Raw genomic sequence first — 21,704 nt, 5'->3', positions numbered from 1 at the left:
CGCGGCGGTCCGGGTGCTGCTGCCTCTGCCTGTCCCGCGCCACGCTCTCGGCCCGGTGGAATCCCTCGCCCGATGTCGCAACTCGCCCCCTGACGAACCGCTGCCCGACCCGCCCCCCTGACGGCTCGCTCCCCGCCGACCCGCGCCCGGCGGCGCAGCGGCACCGGGCCCCGGCCGGGCGGTCGGGGCCGCGCCCTCGCCCACGCCGGGCCACGCCCACGCCGGCCACGCACCGGCCGCCGGTCATCCTGCGATGCTTGCCCAGCCCCGACGTGCGGCGCAACCGCTTTGGCGATACTGGGACCGCCCGATGACCGGGACGGCGCCCGGGACCGACGGGATCCCGTCAGATCGTGCGCAGGCGCAGGGAGCGCTCGTAGAACCCGACCATCTGCGCCGACACCTGGTGCAGGGTGAACGAGGTGAGGAACCGTGCCCGCGCCGACTTCGCCCGCACCCGGGCCGAGGCCCGGTCCTGCACCGTGTCGACCAGCGCCGCCGCCAGCGCGGCCGGCTGCTCCGCCGGCACCAGCCGGGCGTAGTCCTCCGAGCCCACCGTCTCGCGCAGCGCCGGCACGTCCGCGCAGACCAGCGGCACGCCGACGCCCATCGCCTCCATCGCCGCGCTGCCCAGCCCCTCCCAGCGGGACGGCACGGCGAACGCGTCGGACGCGGCCATCAGGTCGAAGACGTCGCCGCGCGGCCCGAGGAAGCGCACACCGCCCGCCGCCTCGGCGAGGGCCGTGAGCCGGGCCGTCTCGGTGCCCTCGCTGCCGGCCAGCAGCAGCACCGCGTCCGGCTCCGCCCGCCGGACCGCCGGCCAGGCCTCCAACAGCACGTCAAGGCCCTTCTGGTACTGCTGGCGGGCGGCCGCGAGCACCACCGGCGCGTCCTGCGGCAGGCCCAGCGCGGCCCGGACGGCGGCCCGCCGCTCCGGGGTGACGGTGCCCAGCAGCTCCGGGTCCCGCCCGCGCGGCACCACGTCGATCCGCTCCCGCGGCACCCGCAGCCGCTGCGCCATCGCGCCCGCGACGTGCCTGGTGAGGGCGTGGAACCGGCGGGTGCCCTGGGCGGTCACGGCGTCCACCGTCTGGGCGGCCCGCACCTTCCAGGGGCTGAGGCCGCGCGCGTTGAGGTGCTCCGGCCCGTACGCCGAGTTCACCAGGCTGGAGACCACCGGCGTACGCGCCGACAGCGCGGCGGCCCGGCCGAGGACGTCCGACTCGTACAGCGTGGTGTGGACGAGGTCCGGGCGGCGTTCGCGGACCAGTCCGCGCAGCGCGGCGAGCGTCCGCCCCCGGGTGGCCCGGCCGACGCCGAAGACATCGGCCCCCGCTCCGGTCAGCTCCGGCTGGAAGCCCCCGGGCGAGTCCTTGAGGTACGCGACGTCCAGCTTCACCCCGGACCGCACCAGTTGGGGGGCCATCGCCACCAGGCCCTGCTCGGCCCCGCCGACCCGGCTCACGCTGTCGATCACATAGAGCACATGCACAGGCCAACCCCCGCCCTCCGGGGCGCGGCCGGTCTCCCGTGCCGGTCGGCACCCTGACTGCCGATCAGCATCGCAGGTGGCGCCGCCCGCCCGCCAGGTATTCGGCCAGGAGCCTCCCGCCGCCCCGGGCGGTCGGGGGCGGCCAGGGGCGCGCACCGGGGCGCGCGCCCGACACCGGCGGCGTACGACGGCACCCGACCGGCGCCCGACAGGGGTAACCGCGCTGGCGCACGGGCCACCGCCGGGTTGTGCGAAGGGGCTGCCCCGGACGCCCCCCTGTGCCAAGGTCGTTCCCATGCCCGACGCGACACCGGCGAAGACGGCCGGAACCCGCCCCCGCATCCTGCACGTGATCACCGACCCGCGCCGCCGCGGCGCCCAGAACCTCGCCCGGGACCTGCACCGGGAACTGCGCCGCCGCGGCCAGGCCTCCGCCCTGCGGGCCCTCGCCCCGCACCCCGACGCGGCCCCCGACGCACCCGACACCCTCGCCACCACCGTGCTCGGCCGCGCCCGGCTGCACCCCGCCACCCTGCTCGCGCTCCGCGCCGCCGCGCGCACCGCCGACGTGGTCGTCGCGCACGGCTCCGCCACCCTCCCCGCCTGCGCCCTCGCCCTGGCCGGCACCCGCACGCCGTTCGTCTACGTCTCCATCGGCGACCCCCGGCACTGGACGGCGAGCCCGCTGCGCCGGCTGCGCACCGGCGCCCTGCTGCACCGGGCGGCCGCCGTCACCGCGCTCGCCGACGAGGCCCGCACCCTGCTGCAGGAGCGCTTCCGACTGCCCGCCGGCAAGGTCCGCACCATCCCCAACGCCCGCGCCGCCGACGGCTACCCGCCCGCCGGGAGCGAGCGCGAGCGGCGCGCGGCCCGGCAGGCGCTCGGCCTGCCCGCCGAGGGGCTGCTGGTCGCCTGGATCGGCGCGATCGCCCCGGAGAAGCGGCTCGACCTCGCCCTCGACGCCCTCGACCGGCTCCCCGACGTCCGCCTCGCGGTGGCCGGCGACGGCCCGCAGCGCGCCGCCCTGGAACGGCACCCGGCCGCCGCCCGGGCCCAGTTCCTCGGCACCCTCGCCGACCCGGCCCCGCTCTACCGGGCCGCCGACGCCCTGCTGCTCACCAGCGACAGCGAGGGCGTCCCCGGCGTCCTGATCGAGTCGGCGCTGGCCGGGCTGCCCGCCGTCGCCACCGACGTCGGCTGGGTCCGCTCGGTGGTCCGCGACGGCGCCACCGGCGCGCTGGTCGCCCCCGGGGACCCGGTCGCGCTCGCCGAGGCGCTGGCCAAGGTGCTGGCCGGCGACCGGACGGCGCTCGGCGCGGCCGCCCGGGAGCACGTGCTGGCGCACTGCGAACTCGGCGTGGTGGCCGACGCCTGGCAGCGGCTCTTCACCGACCTCTGCGGCCGCTGACCCGCGCGGACGGCAGGCGCCGGCCCCGGGCCGGTCCGCCGGTACGGACGCCGTCCGCGCCGCCGTTCGCACCGGCCCCCGGGCCGGGCTGCGCCGATCGGGCGAATCGCGGCCCGGCCCCCTCGGGGCGAGTGGCCGTCGACGATCCGTCACCGCCACACTGCCCGGTGTGAAATCGCTGCTGAGGTCCACCGTCCTGCTCGCCGTCGCGACCGGGATCGCCGCGTCCCCCGTCCAGGCCGGCGCGGCCACCACCCACCAACCGTCGCGCGAGGGCTCCCAGTCCGTCCGCGTCGACCAGCTGAAGCCGGTGCGCGAGAGCGCCCGCACCGAGGCCGTCGAGTTCTTCTGGTACGACTGCGGCCACTCCCAGCAGCTGGAGCAGCCGCTCCAGGCCTGGGCCGAGAAGCACCGCTCCGACGTCAACCTGCGCCGGGTGCCCGCGATCTGGCCGGGCAGCCCCGAGGAGCGCACGCAGCGCGGCCACGCGCGGCTCTACTACACCCTGGAGCGCCTCGGCCTGGTCGAGCGCCTCCAGACCAGTGCCTTCCGCGCCGTCCACACCGACGACAAGGACCTCACCACCGAGGACGCCACCACCGACTGGGCGGTGCGCCAGGGCGTCGACGAGCGGACCTTCCGGGACGCCTACCGCTCCGACGACGTGCGGCGGGCCGTCGACGACGCCGCCGCGATGTTCGTCCAGAACAAGATCAACGAGCTGCCCACGGTGATCGTCCAGGGCGAGGAGCGCACCACGCCGACCCGGGCCGGCGGTGTCTCGGCGATGCCCGACGCCCTCGACCGGCTGGTCGAGCAGGACCAGCAGCGCCACCCCCGCGGCTGACCCCTCTCCCGACCGACCGATCACCTTCACCGAACCGACCCCCGGCGACCACACCCTGTGCCAGAGTGGACGCCGGGCCGCGCCGCCGGGATCGAGAACTGCCGTGGTGGCGAGCCCACTTCTCGATACCGGCGGTACCGGAGAGGGCAGGGGTCCGTGGGGGGACAACGCGCGCAGCTCGTCGACGAGCGCGACAGCCAGACATCGGCCGCGTCGTGGCGGCCCGCGGTCGCCGACGGGCCGCCAACCGACCTGGTCTTCAAACGACGGCTGCGCCCCGCGCAGGTGGCCCGGGAGCTGTGGGGCGCGCGGGAGCTGGTGCGGGCCCTGGCCGAGCGCGACCTGCGCGCCCGCTACAAGCAGGCGGTGCTCGGCTTCGCCTGGGCGGTGCTGACCCCGCTGGCGCTCTGCGCCATCTTCACCCTGGTGTTCCACCGCGCCGTGAAGATCGACACCGGCGCGGTGTCCTACCCGCTCTTCGCCTACGTCGGCCTGATCGTCTGGCAGTTCTTCAGCAACACGATGAACCAGGGCGCGCTGAGCCTGGCCAACAACCTCAGCCTGCTGAACAAGGTCTACTGCCCGCGCGAGGTCTTCCCGCTGGCCACCATGCTGGTCGCCAGCGTGGACATGGTGATCGGCGTCGGTGTGCTCGGCCTGCTCTTCCTGATCTTCTGGACCGCCCCGGCCGTCACCTTCCTCTGGGTGCTGCCGCTGCTGCTCATCCAGTTCGCCTTCACCTACGGCGTCGCGCTGATCCTCTCGGTCGCCGTGGTCTACCTGCGCGACGTCCGCCACCTGCTGCCGATCATCACGCAGATGGGCGTCTTCGCCACCCCCGTCGCGTACCCGCTGGCGCAGATCCCGCAGTGCCTCCAGGAGATCTACGTCGGCTTCAACCCGCTGGGCGCCGTCATCGAGGGCTACCGCGGCGCCCTGCTGTTCGGCGACGCGCCGGACGTCACGCTCACCTCGATCGCCGCGGTCTCCTCGCTGGTGTTCCTGGTCGGCGGCTACCTGCTGTTCAAGAAGCTGGAGACGGGGATCGCCGATGTCGCCTAGCCCGACGCACCCCCTGGGGACCATCCGCACCGACCGGGTGTGGAAGCGCTTCAAGGCCGACCAGCAGCGGATGCTGCTGCGCGACAAGGTCGACTCGATGGCCCGTCGGCTCCGCGGTGAGAAGGGCGAGGAGTGGCGCTGGGCGCTGCGCGACATCAGCCTGCACATCGAGCCGGGCGAGTCGGTCGGTCTGATCGGCTCCAACGGCTCCGGCAAGTCCACGCTGCTGAAGATGCTGACCCGGGTGATGTACCCGTACGGCGGCGTGATCGACGTGCGCGGCCGGATCGGCGCCCTGATCGAGATCAGGGCCGGCATCCACCCCGACCTGACGGGCCGGGAGAACATCTACCTGTTCGGAGCGTTGCTCGGCCTGCGCCGCCGCGAGGTGGCCGGCCGCTTCGACGACATCGTGGAGTTCGCCCGGCTCGGCGGTGCGATCGACCGGCAGGTGAAGTTCTACTCCTCCGGCATGCAGATGCGCCTCGGTTTCGCCGTCGCCGCCTACCTGGAGCCCCATGTGCTGCTGGTGGACGAGGTGTTGGCGGTCGGCGACGCCGTGTTCCAGCAGCGCTGCCTGGACCGGATGCGCGAGGTGGCCGAGCAGGGCACCACCATCGTCTTCGTCTCCCACGACCTGCCCGCCGTCGAGTCCATCTGCCGGCGCGGGATCTGGCTGGAGCAGGGTTCGGTGCGGGTGGACGCGGGCATCAAGGACGCCATGGCGGGCTACCGGGACTCCATCGAGGCGCAGTCGGAGTCCGGCGGTCGCACCGGCGAACCGCTGCGACTGCTCAAGCACGCCGTCCGGGGCGAGGACCGCGACAGCCTGACCACCGACGAGCCGATGACGGTCGAACTGACCCTCGGCGGCGACTACCGGGGGGACGCCACCCTGCACCTGGGCGTCAGCGAGGGCACCTCCAGTCCGATCTTCCAGATCAGCCACGAAGTCCGGCTCACCGGGGAGGACCACCAGGTCGCCTGCGTGATCCCCCGGCTGCCGCTGCCGCGCGGCCGCTACACGCTCTGGGCCGGCGTCTACAGCATCGGCCGGACCGACGGCGGTACCCTGATGAGCTGGCACTCGGTCGGCCAGTTCGACGTGTTCGGACCGATGCTGGACTCGCCGCCGCGCGCGGTGGTGCTGGCCGCGCCGGTGTTCGTCCCGCACCACTGGGAGGAGTGACCCGTGAGCCCGGTCCGGGTGCTGGTCCACCTCAACAACCTCGCCCTGGGCGGCGCCCAGCTCAACGCGGTCGACATCGCCCGCACCCTGCGCGACCGCGGCCACGATCCGGTGCTGTTCGCCCAGGGGGTCGCGGGCCCGGCCCCGCTGCTCGACGTCGCGGCCGGCCACGGCCTGGACGTGGTGGTCGCGGGCGGGCCCGACACCCCGCGCGCGGACGTCCGCCGCCGGCTCGGCCGGCTGGCCGCCGAGCACGGCAGCCAGCTGCTGCACGCCTGGGAGGTCCGGGCGGCGCGCAACTCCTACTTCGGGCCCGGGCGTTACGGCCGTCTGCCGCTGGTCACCACGTTCTACGGGATCCGGATGCTGCGCGGCCTGCCCCGGCACCAGCCGCTGGTGCTCGGCCTCGGCGCCCTGCTGGGGGACGGCCGGGCCTTCGGGCACCAGGACGTCAGCCTGATCGAGCCGCCGGTCAACACCGCCACCGACGCGCCGGGCCGGGGGGACGGCGCCGCGTTCCGTCGTGAACACGGCATCCGGGACGACGAGTTGCTGCTCGCGATCGTCACCCGGCTGGTCCCCGCGCTGGAGAAGGACGCCGGCGCCGAGCTCACCGTCGAAGCCGTCCGGCAGCTCGACGACCCGCGGGTGCGGCTGGTCGTCGTCGGCGCCGGCCCCAGCCTGGAGCGGCTGCGCACCCGCGCCGCCTCGGCCAATGCCGCGCTCGGCCGCCAAGCCGTCCTGGTGCCGGGGCAGTTGGCCGACCCGCGGCCGGCCTACGACGCCGCCGACATCGTGCTCGGCATGGGCGGTTCGGCGCTGCGCGGCCTGGCCTTCGCCAAACCGGTCGTCGTCCACGGCGCGGCCGGCTACACCGCCGTCCACGAGCCGGGCCCGCTGGTCGAACCGCACGCCTCGCGCTGCATGTACGGCTTCGGCGACGGCTCGCGCGTGCCCGATCCGCTGGTGGACCAGCTCCGCGGGCTGCTCGACGACCCGGACCGCCGGGCGCGGCTGGGCGCCTGGGGCCGGGAGTGGGTGGACGGGCGGTTCTCGCTGGACGGCGTCACCACCGCCTTCGAGGACCTGTACGCCCGGGTGCTGGCCCGCCCGGCGCGGGTGACCGGCTGGCTGAAGGACCTGGAGCAGATGACCAGGTACGAGTTCACCAAGCCGGCCGCCCTGCGGTTGCTGGGGCGGTGACCCAGGCGGGCCCGCCCGCCCGCCGGTCTGTCCGGCGCCGCGTGGTCCGGCTCGGGCCCGCCCGCCGCCCTGCGGTTGCCGGGCGGTGATACCGGCAGGCCCGCCCCGCCGCTCTGTCCGGCGCCGGGCGGACCGCCGGCCGGACGGCTAGCGACGCAGCAGCAGGGTGACGAAGCCCAGTGTGCCCCGGTAGCCGTGCAGCCACTCGGCGCGGTGCCGGTCCACGGCTTCGCGGGCGGCCGCCGCGTCCTGGTGGTCCGGGTTGTCCAGCGCCCACTGGGCGAGCGAGCCCGTCCAGGAGAACTCGTAGTCGTCCCACTCCTGGAGGCTGCTGACGTAGCCGTACACCGGGGTCCAGCCCTCCGCGATCACCCGGTCCGTGGTGGTCGCCAGGTCCGCGAACTCGTCCCGGGTCGCGCCCAGGCCGTCCAGCGCGGCCTGGGTGGGCTCGCGCTCCCAGAAGCCGTCGCCGACCATGACCAGGCCGCCCGGCGCCAGGTGCTCGCGGGCCGCCGCGAGCGTCGGCAGCAGCCCGCCGAAGGCGTGTGTCGCCCCGATGTTCAGCACCAGGTCGAACGGCTCCCGCGAGCTGAACTCCTCCGCGCTCTGGTGGTGCAGGCCGAGCCGGCGCTCCACGCCGAGCGCCTCCGCGGTCTGCCGGGCCCGGGTGAGGGCCGCGGCGTCGAGGTCCACCCCGACCGCCTGCCAGTGCGGGCGCGCGGTCAACGCCCGGACCAGCCAGCCGCCCTCCCCGCAGCCGAGGTCCAGGGCCCGGCCGGCGTCGGTGTGTTCGGTGGCCCGGGCCAGCAGCCGGGCCACCGACTCGTCGGTGATCGGCGCGGCGATGGGGTGGTGGACATGGGCGAGGCGGGAGATTGTCTGACGATCCATTTGATCATTGTGGACCACGTCACGCTCAGTACGTGCGGCCTTTCCAGGCCGCCCCGCGGCCGCGCCAGTGCTGCACCGCCGAGTCGACCGTCATCAGCAGGTACAGCGACGCCGTGAACGGCAGCAGCAACGCGGCCGGCGCCGGCTGCCGGTAGTAGCGCAGCATCGGGAGGAAGGTCCCCGTCATCAGGGCCCAGGCCGCGCCGCCCGCCGCGGCCACCGCGCCGTGCCCGGTGGCCAGCCCGGCGACGGTGGCCACCGGCGGCACCAGGTAGACCAGCGTCAGCCCCAGCACCGTCCCGGCCAGCAGGAGCGGGGAGTGCCGCAGCTGGGCGTAGGCGCTGCGCGAGACCATCCGCCACAGCTGGGCGAGCCGGGGATAGGGGCGGACGCTGTCCACCCGCTCGGCCAGCCCGAGCCAGATCCGGCCGCCGGCCGCCTTCACCGCACGGGCCAGCGACACGTCGTCGATCACCGCGCCCCGGATCGCCGCCACCCCGCCCGCGCGCTCCAGCGCCTCCCGCCGCACCAGCGAGCAGCCGCCCGCGGCGGCGGCCGTCCGGGCCCCGGGCCGGTTGCTGCGGCGGAACGGGTACAGCTGGGCGAAGAAGTAGACGAAGGCCGGCACGATCAGGCGCTCCCAGCCGGTCTCCACCCGCAGCCGGGCCATCTGCGAGACGAGGTCCCGCCGGTCGCTCTCGGCGGCGGCCACCAACTCGGCGAGCGAGTCCGGGCCGTGCGCGATGTCCGCGTCGGTGAGCAGCAGGTACTCGACGTCCGGGCCGGCCAGCTCCACCCCGTGCCGCAGCGCCCACAGCTTGCCGGTCCAGCCGGGCGGCAGCGGGGGAGGGGTGGTGACGGTCAGTTCCAGGCCCCCGGGCCCGGCGAGCGCGGCCGCCAGCGCTCCGGTGCCGTCCGAGCTGTGGTCGTCCACCAGGATCACCCGGGCCCGCCCCGGGTACTTCTGCGCGAGCAGGCCCGGCAGGCTGAGCGGCAGCACCTCCGCTTCGTCCCGGGCCGGCACCACCACCGCGACCTGCGGCCAGCGGACCGGTGGCCGGCGGGGCGGCAGCCGCACGTCGGTGCGCCAGAACAGCCCGTGGCAGCAGGCCAGCCAGAGCCAGACCAGCAGGGACAGGACGGCGATCCACAGCAGGACGGTCACCCGGGCAGTCTGCCGCACCCGGGGCCCGCCACGGGGTATCGACTAGAGTCTTGCCCTGTGAAGATCGCACTGATGGACTCGGGAATCGGCCTGCTGGCCGCCGCCGCCGTGCTTCGGAACCTGCGCCCGGACGTCGATCTGGTGCTCTCCTCCGACCCGGCCTCTATGCCCTGGGGCCCGCGGACACCCGAGCAGATCACGGCCCTCGCGCTGGGCTGCGCGCGGGCGGCGGCGGCCCTCGAACCGGACGCGCTGGTGATCGCCTGCAACACCGCCTCCGTCCACGCGCTCGCCGCGCTCCGCGCCGAGCTGGAGCCCGCGCTGCCGGTCATCGCCACCGTCCCGGCCATCAAGCCGGCCGCGGCCGTCGGCGGACCGGTCGCGATCTGGGCCACCCCGGCCACCACCGGCAGCGCCTACCAGCGCGCTCTGATCCGGGACTTCGCCGGACCGGCGGCCGTCACCGAGGTCGCCTGTCCGGGCCTGGCGGACGCCGTCGAGCACGGTGACGACGCCGCGATCGACGCGGCCGTCGCCGACGCGGCGGCCCGCACGCCGGCCGGCACGGCGGCCCTCGTCCTCGGCTGCACCCACTACGAGCTGGTCGCCGACCGCATCCGCGCGGCCGTCGCGCCCACCGCCGCCGCCCACCTCACCCTGCACGGCTCCGCCGACGCCGTGGTGGCCCAGGCCCTGCGCCGGGTCGCCGACCCCACCCGCCGGGGCACCGGTACCCTCACCGTCCTCCACGCGGGCCGCAGCGCCGCCCTCCCGCCCGCCGTGCTCCTCTACCCGCAGGGCCTCGACCTCACCGCCCCGGCCGCCTGACCCGAACGGCCGCCGCGGCGGCCCGGCTGTCGACCCCTCACGCGCGGACCGCGCAGGGAGCCGCTGTGTGACGGCTCCGTCGGCCGGGCGTCGACCCTTGGCTTGGTAGTGCGCGTACAGAAGGTCGGCGCGGGAGAAGGCCCCCCGGCCGGTCCACCGTCGGCGCTCGGCTCGCCCCCCTCGCCCCCTCGCCCCCTCGCCCCCTCGCCCCCTCGCCCCCTCGCTGCGGAGCCGGCGATGCACGGGACGTCGGACCGGCCGACGCACCGCGCACCGCCGCCGCCGTTACGCCACGGCCTGGCCGCGCCAGCGCCGGTAGGCCGGTTCGAGTCCGGAGAGGATGGTGTCGAAGCGGCGCGTGTTGGTGGTGGAGTCGACCTGGAGCCGGCTGATCTGCAGCGGGTGGTCGGGAAGGCGCGGGCCCAGGCGGTGGTCGGAGAGGAACCCGAGCCGGTACCCCAGCTCCTGGAGGACGGTTTCGGCGCGCGGGTCGTGCCCTCCGTCGGGATAGGCGAAGGCGGTCGGCGGCTCGCCCAGCCAGCGGGTGAGCGCCTCGTGCGCCCCGGTGATCTCGGCCCGGACGGTGACGTCGTCGCAGCGTCCGAGACAGGGGTGCCCCTGGGTGTGGTTGCCGATGGCGACGCCGCCCGCGCGCAGGGCGATGAGGTCGGCGGGGGTGAGCTGTTCCTGCCGGGGCGGTCGCCGGTCCGCGCTGACCCGCAGTTCCTGGAGGCTGCGCCGCCGGTCGGGGTCGGGCATGGCCTTGAGCCGGCGCAGCACCTGGGAGGGGTGCCCGCAGTCCAGCGAGCGGGCGCGCCCGCCGTGCCGTGCCAGGAAGTCGGCCTCGTGCCACCAGAACGGTTTCTCCGTGCCGATCAGCTCGGAGATGACGAAGGCGGCGGCCGGGATGCCCCGGTCGTTGAGCGCCGGCAGGGCGTGCGTGAGCACGCTGCGGTCGGCGTCGTCGAAGGTGACCAGGACACTGCGGGCGGGCAGCGGCCGCCGCTCGGCGACGGCCTGCTGGACGGCCGCCAGCGAGACGGGGGTGGCGAGTCTTCGGAGCCGGTCGAGCTGGGCGCCGAAGGACCGCGGATCGGTCACGCCGTGGTAGGCGAGCACGGCGAGCCGCTGCGCGGCCCGAGCGCGGAACAGCGGTTGGACGGGGGCGAAGCGCAACCAGTCGCCCCGCCCCTCGGGCCGGTCGGCCGCGGTCGGCGCGGCGTGCCGGCGGGCGGCCCGCCGTCCGCGCGGCAGCGGTTGGGGGACCGCCACGACCGCGGGGGCCGCCGCCGGCCGGCCCGGTGCGGGCGGCGCGGTCACGGACTGGGTGGTCATCGGTGGTGCGGCCGCCGAGTGCCCGGTGGCCCGTCGCCGAGCGGCCGGCTGCCCGGCGGCCGCCTGCGGCAACGAGCGCACGTGGGCGCTCGGCAGGGTGCTGATGACGGACCCGATCCGGGCCATGGAGGTCGACGTCGTGGACTTGGACTGCGGCACGGTTCCCCCTCGGTCGCCGGTGCGGCGTGGCGGTACCGCCGGAGGTTGGAGCCCGGCCTCCGACTCCAGGGCACGGCGGCTCCGCCCCCTGGTGTTTTCCGGTCCTCGGCGGGGACTCCCAACCCGCACCGCGGACGGCTCCTGGATCGCTCAATGTAGTGGAGACAGATGTGCCCGGTGGATGGTTGTACCGGACAGCCGAGGAATTTTCGCGGGCCGAAAACAGGCGCCTCCGGGCGTACGCCGGATCAGTGGCGGCGCCCGTGACCGGGCGAGAGCCCGTTGCGGAGAGTAGTCGAGATATCGCTTCCCGCGGGCTGCCTCCCGGGCCGCTCCGGGGTACCTTGGCCTCATGGCAGATGCGGAACGTGATCATTTGCACCCTCATGGGGCGACCAGGATGGCCCGCGTGTGGAGCGGTGGCGCGCTGGTCACCCACCAGCTCCCGCTGGCCGTGGTCGGTCTGGCCTGTCTGGCGCTCGGCATCGTGGTCGCCGTGGCGGTTCCGGACAGTGACGGCCCCGCGTGGGCGATGGCCGTGGCCGGCTGCCTCGCGGCCGGGGTGCTGCTGCTCGGCCGGATCGCGTTCGCCCTGCTCCGGTACCGGCGCGGCGCCACCCTCTGAGGCACCGGCCCACGGACCCGCGTCGTCCTCGGCGCAGGCCCGGGGCCCGGGAGGCGGCGGGCGGCGCCTCCCGGGCCGCCCGGCCCGTGGCCCGGCCCGTGGCCCGAGTCTGTGGCCCGGTCCGTAGCCCCGCCGCGCGGCCGTGACGTCCTGACCGGCCCGTGAGCCGCCCCGGCCGCCACCGGCCGTCACCTGAACGGGCGATCGAGCCCAACCGTCGGATCGGCCGGTTTCGGCCCATCTGCCTACGCCTTCTCGCTTCTTTCACAATTCCGGGCCATCAGCCCCACAGTTCCCCCTACTGTGATTTCCGTCCGGCAGCCAACTGCGCCGGATGCGAGGCCACTTGACGGCGCCGGGGAGGGCGTCGCAGAGGGGGGAGCAATGAGCGGCACCGCCGCGCCCGGAGCACCCGAGGCGGCCGGACCGGCCGGAGGCATCCGCACCAGGGTCAAACGCCAGCTGGCCCGCAGGGTCGGGGCCCGGCCCGGCGAGGGCGCCACCGTCCTGATCTACCACCGCGTCGGCGGCGACAGCCCCGACGAGCTCGACGTCAGCACCGCCGACTTCACCGCCCAGGCCGACCTGCTCGCCGAGCTGCCGCCGGGCCGGGTGGTCTCCCTCGACGAGGCCGTGGACCGGATCGAGGCCGGCCGCCGCACCCCCGCCACCGTACTCACCTTCGACGACGGCTTCGCCGACGTGTACGACAACGCCTGGCCGCTGCTGCGCGACCGCGCCCTTCCGTTCACCGTCTACCTCGCCAGCGGCCACGTCGGCGGTGAGATGCGCTGGGAGGGGTCGACCGCCAGGACCACGGGCGCCCCCGCGCTCAGCTGGGAGCAGCTGCGCGAGATGACCGCCTCCGGCCTGTGCACCGTCGCCAACCACACCCGCAGCCACGCCCGCCCCGAGCTGCTCACCACCGCCGAGCTGGACGCCTGCAACGACGACGTCGAGCAGCACCTCGGCGTCCGCCCCCGGCACTACGCCTACACCTGGGGCGTCCCGGTGCCCCACATGGAGCCGGCCCTGCGCGCCAGGTTCCGTACCGCCGCCACCGGCGAGGTCGGCCGCAACGCGCCCGGCGCCGACCCGGTCCGGCTGCGCCGGGTGCCCGTCCGCCGTACCGACCCGATCGACTTCTTCCGCGCCAAGCTCTACGGCCGGCTGATCCCCGAGCGCGCCTACGCCCGGATCGTCGCCACCGCGAAGGCGGTGGGCGCCCGTGCCTGACCCCACCCCGATACCCGCCAGCGCGGCCGCCGGACCCGCCCCGCGGCTGCGCGGCCCCGGCGGCCGGCCGCTGCGCGTCGCCCACCTCACCACCGTCGACATGAGCCTGCACCTCCTGCTCGCCACCGAACTCAAGGTGGATCTGGAGGCCGGCTTCGACACGTACGGCATCAGCGCGCCCGGCCCGTACGTGTCCGAGATCGAGGCGATCGGCGTCCGGCACGAGCCGCTGCACGCCCTGACCCGGTCCTGGCGGCCGCGCGCCGACGCCGCCGCCGCCCGCGAGCTGCTCGCCGTGCTCGACCGGCTGCGACCCGACGTCCTGCACACCCACAATCCCAAGACCGGCGTCCTCGGCCGTGTGCTCGGGCGGCTGGCCCGGGTCCCGGTCGTCGTCAACACCTGCCACGGTCTCTGGGCGCAGGCCCACGACCCGCTCGCCAAGCGGGCGTTCGTCCTCGGCGTGGAGGCCTTCGCCGCCCGCTTCTCGCACGCCGAGCTGTACCAGAACGGCGAGGACCGCCGCACCCTGGCCCGGGCCGTCCCGGGCCGCCGCTCACGGGTCGTGGGCAACGGCGTGGACCTCACCCGTTTCGCGACCGCCCCCGGCGACCGGGCCCGCGCCAGGGCCGGGCTGCGCGCCGAACTCGGCGTCGGCCCGGACGAACTGCTGGTCGGCGGCGTCGGCCGCAGGGTCGCCGAGAAGGGCATCCGCGAGTACGCGGAAGCGGCCCGCGCGCTGGCCGGCAAGGCCCGGTTCGTCTGGATCGGTCCCGACGACCCGGACAAGCCCGACGCCCACGGCGCCGAGTCCGGCGTCGAGTTCCCCGGCCCGCGCGGCGACATGCCCGCGGTGTACGCGGCCCTCGACGTCTTCGTCCTCCCCTCCTACCGGGAGGGGTTCTCCCGCTCCGCCATGGAGGCCGCCGCCGGCGGCCTGCCGATGGTGCTCAGCGACATCCGCGGCTGCCGCGAGATCGGCACCCACGACGAGCACCTGCTCCTCGCCCCGCCCGGGGACGCCCGGGCCCTCACCAGCGCGCTGGACCGGCTCCTCACCGAACCCGGCCTGCGCGAACGGCTCGGCGCCGCGGCACGGCGCCGCGCCACGGCCCACTTCGACCAGCGCGCCGTCGCCGGGGTCTCGCTGGAGACCTACGCGGCCGTCGCCCGCGCCAAGGCACTGCCCTGGACGGTCGACTGAACCCACGCACTCCCACCAGACCGCATCAGGGGGAAGGACCGTCATGAAGCGAGGGGGGGACCTCGCGGTCACCGTCCTGGCCGGGATCGTCGCGATTCCGCTGGGCCTGCTGATCGCCCTGCTGATCCGCTGCACGACAGGCGGACCGGCGCTCTTCCGCCAGACCAGGACCGGATGGCACGGGAAGGAGTTCGAGATCCTCAAGTTCCGCACCATGCGGGACAAACGCTTTCCCGAGGAGCCGGACGCGCCCCGGATCACCTGGCTCGGTGACCTGCTCCGCAAGACCAGCCTGGACGAGCTGCCGCAGCTGTGGAACGTGGCCCGCGGCGAGATGGGCGTGATCGGGCCCCGGCCCACCCTGCCCGAACAGGTCGTCCACTACTCCCGCCGCCAGCGCGGCCGGCTCGACGTCCGGCCCGGCCTCACCGGCTGGGCCCAGGTCCGGGGCCGCAACTCCCTCACCTGGCCCGAGCGGATCGAACTCGACCTCTGGTACGTCGAGCACCGCTCCCTCCGGGTGGACCTGCGCATCCTCGCGCTCACCGTCGGCGTGCTGCTGCGCCCCAGCGGGATCACCGCCGCCGGCGGCGTCAACCCCGGCTTCCCGGCGCCCACCGAGCCGCTGACCGCCGGACCGGCGGCCGCCGGCCACGAGAGCGCCGGCCACGAGAGCGCCTCCCACCAGCCCGCTTCCCACCAGCCGGTCGGCTCCGCCGCCAGGCCCGCCGACCCCGCCGTCCGGCCGCTCACCACGATCAGCCTGCCCCGGCAGGCCACCGCGCCCCGGCTGGCGCAGCCCGTCCGGACCGCCGTCGAGGAGGTGTCCTGATCCCCGAAGCGGGCAGGATGGCCGCCATGGCCACCGACCACCGAGCACTCTGGATCGCCGGCGCCGGGGGCGTCGGCCGCGAGGCACTGGACACCGCCCTCGCGGCCGGCGTCCCGGTCGCCGGCTTCCTGGACGACCGCCGGCACGGCGGCACCGTCCGCGGCCTGCCCGTCCGCCGGCCCGACGACGTCCCGGCCGGCGCCCGCTACCTGGTCGGGATCGCCGCCCCGGCCGTCCGGCAGCGGCTCGGCGCGCTGCTGGAGGCCCGCGGCGCGCTGCCCGCCACCCTCGTCCACCCCCGGGCCCTGATCGCGCCCGACACCGAACTCGGCCCCGGCTGCCTGGTGATGGGGGGTGCGTACGTGTCGAGCAGCGTGCGCCTCGGCGCACACAGCCAGGTCCACTACAACGCGACGGTCGGCCACGACAGCGTGTTCGGCGAGCGGGTGACGGTCTATCCGGGCGGCAACGTCTCGGGCGCGGTGCTGCTCGCCGACGGCGCCACCGTCGGCAGCAACGCCGTAGTGCTGCAGGGGCGCCGGATCGGCGCCGACGCCTTCGTCGGCGCGGGCGCCGTGGTGACCAGGGACGTTCCGGCCGGTGAGGTGGTGGTCGGCTCCCCGGCCCGGCCGCTGCGCGGATAGCGGCCGGGCCGCCGGCCGTCCGGGTTCCCCGCCGGCCCGGCCGGGTGGTGCCCGCCAAGCCGGCGGACGGCGGCCCGCACGGGCGACCGTCCGCCGGCGGCAGGCTCCCCTGCGCGCGGGCAACGCCCGGGTAGGGGCCCGGCGGTGGACTCCCCGGGTGCCGGCCGCGGTGCCGGATAGGGTGCGGGGCATGGCTATCCCCGCGTTCCTCGCCGAACTCCGCGCCGTGGTCGGCACCCGCCCGCTCTGGCTCAGTGCCGCCGTCTCGGTCGTCTTCGACGACGACGACCGGGTGCTGCTGATCCAGCGGGCCGACGACGGCCGCTGGGCCCTGCCCGGCGGCATCCTCGACCCCGGCGAGCAGCCCGCCGACGGCGCGGCGCGCGAGTGCCTGGAGGAGACCGGGGTGGTGGTCGTCCCCGAGGTGCTCGCCGGGGTCGATGTCTCGCCCGAAGTCCGCTACCCCAACGGCGACGTGACCCAGTACCTGGTCCTGGTCTTCCGCTGTCGCCCGGTGGGCGGTGAGGCCCGGGTCGACGACGACGAGTCGCTCGCGGTCGGCTGGTTCGCGCTCGACGCGCTGCCGCCGATGATCGAGGCGGAGCACCGGGCGCTGCGCCAGGCCCGGGAGGGCCGGGGAGCGGCGTCCTTCCTGTGGGAGGGCGGGGAGCGTCCGTGACCGGCCCGATGGCCGATGTCCCCCTGCTGGACGGGCCGGTGGAGGTCCGCGGGGCCCTGCACCTGGAGCGCACCGGGTACGGCCTGCGGCCCTGGCGGCTGCCGGCCTGGACGGCCGCGCAGTTCCCGGACGAGGCGCTGCGCCGGGTGGCCCAGATGCCCTCCGGGGTCCGGCTGGCCTTCCGGACCGCGGCGACGGTGCTCGAACTCGCCCTCCGGACGCCGGCCGATCCCGTGCGCCCCGGCGCGGTCGAGCTGGCGCTGGACGGCGTGCGGACCGACCGCGCCGCCCTGCCGGTGGCCGGCGGGCCCGCCGAACTGCGCTTCACCACCGCGCCGGTGACCTCGGCGCCGGGCGACGGCGCCACCGAGCGCGAGGTGGAGCTGTGGCTGCCGCAGTGGACCTCCGTCGAGCTGGTCGCGCTGCGCGCCGACGCGCCCGTGCTGGCGCCCCGCCCGAGCGGCCGCCGCCGCTGGCTGCACCACGGCAGCTCGGTCAGCCAGGCCCCGGAGGCCGATTCGGCCGCCGGTACCTGGCCGTGGATCGCCGCCGGCCGGGCCGGCGCGGACCTGCTGAACCTCTCGCTGGCCGGCAACGCCCACCTGGACCCGTTCACCGCCCGGACGGTGCGGGACCAGCCGGCCGACCTGATCAGCCTCAAGCTCGGCACCAACGTGCTGTCCGCCGCCTCGTTCCGGCGGCGGACCTTCGGACCGGCCGTGCACGGCTTCCTGGACACCGTCCGCGAGGGCCATCCGGACACCCCGCTGCTGCTGGTCTCCCCGCTGTTCAGTCCGCCGTTCGAAGGCACCCCCGGACCGGGCCGGTACGAGGAGACGCCCGACGGGCCCCGGTTCGCCGCGACGGGCGACCCCGCGGACGTCCCGGCCGGGGCGCTCACCCTGGAGACGGTCCGCGCCGACCTGGCCCGGATCGCCGCCGTCCGATCGGCCGGCGACCCGCACCTGCACTACCTGGACGGGCTCGCGCTGCTCGGACCGCGGGACACCGACGGGCTGGCCGACCTGCTGCACCCGAACCCGGCCGGGCACCGGCTGGTCGGCGAGCGGTTCGCCACGCTCGCCTTCGGCCCGGGCGGCGCCTTCGCCGAGGGCTGAGCACCGGGGCCGAGCACCGGACTGTGAGCACCGGGCTGTGAGCGCCGAGCCGCGAGCACCGCACCGCCCCGGCCCCGCACCGCACCGCCCCGGCCCCGCACCGCCCCGGCCCCGCACCGCCCCGGCCCCGCACCGCTCCGGCCCCGCCCCGCGCGTCAGAGCGTGCGGAACCACTCCGCCGTACGCTCCAGCCCCTCGCGCAGCGCCACCGGCCGGACGTCCGGGAAGAGCTCGCGCAGCCGCGCGTTGTCGGCCTGCGAGTCCCGGACGTCGCCGGGCCGCGGGTCGGTGTGGGTCACCGCGACCGGCCGCCCCAGCACCGACTCCATCGTGCCGACCAGCTCCAGCAGCGACGTCCGGGTGCCGAAGGCCAGGTTGACCGGATCGGCGTGCACCACCCGGCGCAGCACCGCCTCGGTGATCACTTCGGTGACGGTGCCGACGTAGGTGAAGTCCCGGCTCTGGCCGCCGTCCCCGTGCACCGTCACCGGCCGCCCGGCCAGGGCCGCGTCCAGGAAGGCCGGTACCACGGCCGCGTAGGCGTGCCCGGCGGGCTGGAGCGGGCCGAAGACGTTGAAGAACCGCAGCGGCAGCACGCCCAGCCCGTAGCAGTGGTGGTAGGCGGCCAGGTAGGACTCCGAGGCCAGCTTGCTGACCGCGTAGGGGCTCATCGGCGCGGTACGCATGGTCTCGCGCTTGGGCAGCTCGCGGTTGGCGCCGTAGACCGAGGACGAGGAGGCGGCGGCCACGTACAGCCCGCCGGCCCGGCGGGCCGCCTCCAGCACCTCCAGGGTGCCGGTCGCGTTGGCGTGGTGGCTGGCCAGCGGGTCCGCGACGGAGCGCGGGACGGACGGCAGGGCGGCCAGGTGCACCACCGCGTCGGCGCCCGCGAAGGCCTCGTCCAGCAGGGCGGGGTCGAGGATGCTGCCCTCGTACAGGGCGGCGTCGACGCCGGCCAGGTTCGCCTTGTGGCCGGTGGACAGGTTGTCCACCACCCGGACCTGCTCCACCTCGGGGCGGGCCCGCAGGGCCCGGACCAGGTTGGCCCCGATGAATCCGGCTCCGCCGGTGACGACCACGCGCATGGCTGGGGCTCCCCCTCCGCACCCGCCCGGCCCGCCCGGCCCGGCCCTGTGCCGATGGTAGCCGGGCGGTCACCCGCGGTGGGGCGGAACGGCGAGAAGGGTCCGGCGGTCCCGGCCCGCTCAGTCCTTGCGCTGGCGGTACGCCTCCTCGGCCGCGTCCAGGACCGCGGCGAGGTCGCCGCCGGCGGTGGCCGTCGCGACCGCGGCCACCGCGCCCTCCACGAACGGTGCGTCGGCGAACCGGACCGGGAACGGCAGTCCGTGCTCGTCCGCGTCGGAGAGCAGGGCCCGGACGGTGGTCACCGCGCTGCCGAGGTCGGCGAGCATCACCACGCCGTGCCCCTGGTCGACCCGGCGGGTGGCGGCGGACACCAGGACGGCGCTGATGCCCGGACCGGAGTCCGGGTCGCCGCCGGTCGCGGCGACCGGGGAGGGGGAGTCGGTACCGGCCAGCGCGAGCGCCAGGGCGCGTACCGCGGCGGCCAGCTCCTGGCTGTGCGAGACCAGGACGACCCCGACCCGTCCGTGCAGGGGCGGCCGGCCGGGGGCCGACCGGGGCAGCGGGGTGCGCGCGGGCGGGGTGCGAGGCGCCGGGGGGTGGGCCGAGGGGGCCTCGGAGATGGGGATGACATCGGCGCTGGTGCCGTCCCGGCGGCTCATCGGCTGCTCCTGGGGGCGTCGGGGTGCGGGCCCTCCTCACTCTGGCAGCTCGGGCGCCGCCCGGCGGGGCGGGACACGCTCCGGACGGGGCGCCCGGCCCGATCGACGGACGCTTTCCGGCCGTGGGTCCTGGGGGTGTGTGCGCCGCGGCCTGATCCGACGCGACTTCGCTCCCATCCCCTAGCACAGCGCGGCGGCCCGCGGGGCCCGCCGGCGGAGCGTCGCCCCCGGTCGGGGGAGTCCTCGGCAACCCGCTGACCGGGGCGGCGGCGGTGACTAGGCTGGCCTCGAAAGCCGTCGGGAGGAGACCAGTAATGGCAGCCAATATCGGGACTGACGTGGAGTCGGCCGTGGGCACGGGCGTCGAGGTGCCCGCACCGTCGCCGGAGCTCGCGCCGAGCGGGAAGCCGAAGGTGGACTTCACCGGGGCGACCTGGCTGTGCAGCAGTCAGGGGGTCGGGGATGTCCAGATCGCGTTCGTGGACGGCTACATCGGCATGCGGGACGGCCGCCAGGAGGACGGGCCGGTCCTGGTGTTCACGCCGGGCGAGTGGCGGGCCTTCGTGCTCGGCGCCCGGGACGGCGAGTTCGACCTCACCTGAGGCCCGCCCGGCCCGCCCGACCCGCCTGATCGCCCGTCCTGGCCGCCGCGGACCGGCCGGGAAGCAGGGAGGGAAGTGCCGGAACGGGTCCCGTGGGGGGCCCGTTCCCATCTTGTGATCAGCCTTGAGCGTACCCGGTCATAAATTCTGTTGACTGTTAGACAAGCGCAGCTCAGAGTATGAGCACAGGCAGACGCCGTGCCCACCGCCCCCACGCGGCCAGACACGGCGCCTGCTGTGCAGCCCGGCAGTCACGCCGGACCTGCCTCCCAGTCATCCCCTGCGCACCGGGGGTGCGTTGGCCGGTCCCGGCCCACGAGGGGCCGGCAGTCGCCGGGAGGCTGACACCGCTGCCGAGAGCGACTCGACGTCGGTGCCGGGTGCTCGGGACCCGCACGCCCCCACGCGGCGGCGTCCCGAGCAGATCCGCGGGAGCGACGGGCCGGGGCCCCGCGGACCTTGCTTGTGTGGCTTCGAACTGCTGGCTTGTGTGCTGTGCTGTGTGCGACGACGAAGCTGGGTGCTCGGCGGATCGGCACGACGATGTGCACAGTGAGGGATACGCGTGTAGGGCCGCGTTGCGACATGCCGTCCCCCCGAAGGGTGAAACCCAGAACGGCTGTCGTGCTGAACCGAACGTAGCCCGGACGGTTGCTCAGAGTCAACATTGGTCTCTGAGCGTGGATCTCCGTCCAGCGCCCCACCCACCCCGCGAGAGTGGTGTGCCGGGCACGTACGATGTTCCCATGTCTTTTCTCCGCCGTCGCTCCGGACAGCCCACCGGCCCGGACTTCGACGTGCTCGCCATGGACCCGGGCGACTGGCCCGGTGACTTCGGCGCGGCCATGATGACCGGCCCGGACGGCTCCTGTCAGGGGATTTTCCTCCGCTACGACCTGTTCGGAGGCAGAGGCCCGGCGATGTTCATCGGCAACCTCCCCGAGGGCTCGCCGGCCCGCGAGACCGGGGACGAGGTGCCCTTCGAGGTCCGGCAGCTGCTCGCGGCGCTGGAGAACGAGGAACCGGTCGAGTTCGTCTCGGCGGAGGACTTCCCGGTGATGCTCGGGGACGACCTGCTGATCGTGAAGAAGGTCAAGGTCAGCGAGGGCCGGGTGTTCTGCTCGCAGTTCGGCCGCAGCGACGGCGTCCAGGTCACCATCGCCTCCTGGGACCGACCGATTTCGGACGACCTCTACCAGCTGCTCAAGCCGCTCCCGGCGGACATGTTCCAGCAGGGCTGACCGGCACTCCCGCGGCGGCGCGGCCGGGGCCGTTCCGGGCTCCGGGCACTGCTTGACGGTTTCGATCATCGCTTCGTACAGTCGCGAACATGTCGTGCCGTCTCCCGCTGCTGACCCGTCGCAGCTACCTGGACCTGCGGCGCACCGCAAGCGCGGCGTGTCCGGGCCACTGAGGGGGATTCGTCCCCGAGGCGGCGGG

The 21,704-nt window shown here is 75.6% G+C and carries 21 protein-coding genes; 15 read left to right on the top strand and 6 right to left on the bottom strand.

Features of this window, described 5'->3' with window-relative positions; translation table 11 throughout:
- Positions 1-346 precede the first annotated feature (346 nt).
- Positions 347-1,477 carry a glycosyltransferase family 4 protein gene (locus ABZ495_RS20535; RefSeq protein WP_359837260.1) on the bottom strand — a complete coding sequence of 377 codons (1,131 nt, stop codon included), beginning with the start codon at positions 1,475-1,477 and terminating at the stop codon, positions 347-349.
- A 310-nt stretch (positions 1,478-1,787) separates the two neighbouring features.
- On the opposite strand from ABZ495_RS20535, the gene ABZ495_RS20530 reads away from it, so the two are divergent.
- The 5 genes from ABZ495_RS20530 (at position 1,788) to ABZ495_RS20510 (ending at position 7,201) form a co-directional block, all read left to right on the top strand.
- On the top strand, positions 1,788-2,900 hold the full coding sequence (locus ABZ495_RS20530; protein ID WP_359808406.1) for a glycosyltransferase family 4 protein: 1,113 nt from the start codon (positions 1,788-1,790) through the stop codon (positions 2,898-2,900).
- 169 nt (positions 2,901-3,069) lie between these two features.
- The gene (locus ABZ495_RS20525; protein ID WP_359808404.1) at positions 3,070-3,747 is read left to right on the top strand and encodes a thiol:disulfide interchange protein DsbA/DsbL; all 678 of its coding nucleotides are present in this window, start codon (positions 3,070-3,072) and stop codon (positions 3,745-3,747) included.
- A 156-nt stretch (positions 3,748-3,903) separates the two neighbouring features.
- Positions 3,904-4,809 (top strand): ABC transporter permease, encoded by a 906-nt coding sequence (locus tag ABZ495_RS20520; protein ID WP_359837258.1) that lies wholly within the window; start codon positions 3,904-3,906, stop codon positions 4,807-4,809.
- Positions 4,799-5,998, top strand: a complete 1,200-nt coding sequence (locus tag ABZ495_RS20515) for a polysaccharide ABC transporter ATP-binding protein (protein WP_359837255.1) — start codon at positions 4,799-4,801, stop codon at positions 5,996-5,998. Before ABZ495_RS20520 ends, ABZ495_RS20515 begins: the two co-directional genes overlap by 11 nt.
- A 3-nt stretch (positions 5,999-6,001) precedes the next feature.
- On the top strand, positions 6,002-7,201 hold the full coding sequence (locus ABZ495_RS20510) for a glycosyltransferase family 4 protein (RefSeq protein WP_329490820.1): 1,200 nt from the start codon (positions 6,002-6,004) through the stop codon (positions 7,199-7,201).
- A gap of 147 nt (positions 7,202-7,348) precedes the next feature.
- On the opposite strand, the gene ABZ495_RS20505 is transcribed toward ABZ495_RS20510, so the two are convergent.
- Positions 7,349-8,092: a class I SAM-dependent methyltransferase gene (locus ABZ495_RS20505; RefSeq protein WP_329490821.1), complete on the bottom strand. Its 744-nt coding sequence runs from the start codon at positions 8,090-8,092 to the stop codon at positions 7,349-7,351.
- A 25-nt stretch (positions 8,093-8,117) separates the two neighbouring features.
- Positions 8,118-9,257 (bottom strand): glycosyltransferase, encoded by a 1,140-nt coding sequence (locus ABZ495_RS20500; RefSeq protein WP_359837253.1) that lies wholly within the window; start codon positions 9,255-9,257, stop codon positions 8,118-8,120.
- Positions 9,258-9,314: 57 nt separating this feature from the next.
- Between ABZ495_RS20500 and ABZ495_RS20495 the strand changes: the two genes are divergently transcribed.
- Positions 9,315-10,085 carry an aspartate/glutamate racemase family protein gene (locus ABZ495_RS20495; protein WP_359837251.1) on the top strand — a complete coding sequence of 257 codons (771 nt, stop codon included), beginning with the start codon at positions 9,315-9,317 and terminating at the stop codon, positions 10,083-10,085.
- A 285-nt stretch (positions 10,086-10,370) separates the two neighbouring features.
- Here ABZ495_RS20495 and ABZ495_RS20490 read toward each other — a convergent pair whose 3' ends face one another.
- Complete coding sequence (locus tag ABZ495_RS20490; RefSeq protein ID WP_359808395.1) at positions 10,371-11,579, bottom strand: polysaccharide deacetylase family protein; 1,209 nt, start codon at positions 11,577-11,579, stop codon at positions 10,371-10,373.
- A gap of 400 nt (positions 11,580-11,979) precedes the next feature.
- Here ABZ495_RS20490 and ABZ495_RS20485 point away from each other — a divergent pair, with 400 nt between their 5' ends.
- The 7 genes from ABZ495_RS20485 to ABZ495_RS20455 all read left to right on the top strand — a co-directional run bounded on the left by ABZ495_RS20485 (position 11,980) and on the right by ABZ495_RS20455 (position 17,917).
- Positions 11,980-12,204: a hypothetical protein gene (locus ABZ495_RS20485; RefSeq protein WP_329490825.1), complete on the top strand. Its 225-nt coding sequence runs from the start codon at positions 11,980-11,982 to the stop codon at positions 12,202-12,204.
- A gap of 384 nt (positions 12,205-12,588) precedes the next feature.
- The gene (locus ABZ495_RS20480; protein WP_359808393.1) at positions 12,589-13,440 is read left to right on the top strand and encodes a polysaccharide deacetylase family protein; all 852 of its coding nucleotides are present in this window, start codon (positions 12,589-12,591) and stop codon (positions 13,438-13,440) included.
- Positions 13,433-14,644, top strand: a complete 1,212-nt coding sequence (locus tag ABZ495_RS20475) for a glycosyltransferase (RefSeq protein ID WP_359808391.1) — start codon at positions 13,433-13,435, stop codon at positions 14,642-14,644. The genes ABZ495_RS20480 and ABZ495_RS20475 overlap by 8 nt, the downstream gene beginning before the upstream one ends.
- Positions 14,645-14,687: 43 nt before the next feature.
- A complete protein-coding gene (locus tag ABZ495_RS20470; protein ID WP_359808389.1) occupies positions 14,688-15,476 on the top strand; it encodes a sugar transferase in 789 nt (262 codons plus the stop codon).
- A gap of 26 nt (positions 15,477-15,502) precedes the next feature.
- The gene (locus ABZ495_RS20465) at positions 15,503-16,120 is read left to right on the top strand and encodes an acetyltransferase (RefSeq protein ID WP_359837249.1); all 618 of its coding nucleotides are present in this window, start codon (positions 15,503-15,505) and stop codon (positions 16,118-16,120) included.
- A 190-nt stretch (positions 16,121-16,310) separates the two neighbouring features.
- The gene (locus tag ABZ495_RS20460; RefSeq protein WP_359837247.1) at positions 16,311-16,799 is read left to right on the top strand and encodes an NUDIX domain-containing protein; all 489 of its coding nucleotides are present in this window, start codon (positions 16,311-16,313) and stop codon (positions 16,797-16,799) included.
- Between the two features lie 8 nt (positions 16,800-16,807).
- On the top strand, positions 16,808-17,917 hold the full coding sequence (locus ABZ495_RS20455) for a GDSL-type esterase/lipase family protein (RefSeq protein ID WP_359808451.1): 1,110 nt from the start codon (positions 16,808-16,810) through the stop codon (positions 17,915-17,917).
- A gap of 155 nt (positions 17,918-18,072) precedes the next feature.
- Here ABZ495_RS20455 and ABZ495_RS20450 read toward each other — a convergent pair whose 3' ends face one another.
- Positions 18,073-19,002 carry an NAD-dependent epimerase/dehydratase family protein gene (locus ABZ495_RS20450; RefSeq protein WP_359837245.1) on the bottom strand — a complete coding sequence of 310 codons (930 nt, stop codon included), beginning with the start codon at positions 19,000-19,002 and terminating at the stop codon, positions 18,073-18,075.
- A gap of 120 nt (positions 19,003-19,122) precedes the next feature.
- Positions 19,123-19,662, bottom strand: a complete 540-nt coding sequence (locus tag ABZ495_RS20445; RefSeq protein WP_329490833.1) for a PTS fructose transporter subunit IIA — start codon at positions 19,660-19,662, stop codon at positions 19,123-19,125.
- 314 nt (positions 19,663-19,976) lie between these two features.
- Between ABZ495_RS20445 and ABZ495_RS20440 the strand changes: the two genes are divergently transcribed.
- On the top strand, positions 19,977-20,264 hold the full coding sequence (locus ABZ495_RS20440) for a DUF397 domain-containing protein (RefSeq protein WP_352295047.1): 288 nt from the start codon (positions 19,977-19,979) through the stop codon (positions 20,262-20,264).
- A gap of 746 nt (positions 20,265-21,010) precedes the next feature.
- Complete coding sequence (locus ABZ495_RS20435) at positions 21,011-21,505, top strand: hypothetical protein (RefSeq protein ID WP_329490835.1); 495 nt, start codon at positions 21,011-21,013, stop codon at positions 21,503-21,505.
- Positions 21,506-21,704 lie beyond the last annotated feature (199 nt).

It is taken from the genome of Kitasatospora sp. NPDC005748, from assembly GCF_040630735.1.
Lineage (GTDB): Bacteria > Actinomycetota > Actinomycetes > Streptomycetales > Streptomycetaceae > Kitasatospora.
The sequence above is the reverse complement of the archived record's forward strand: the minus strand, read 5'-3'. Positions and strand labels throughout refer to the sequence as shown.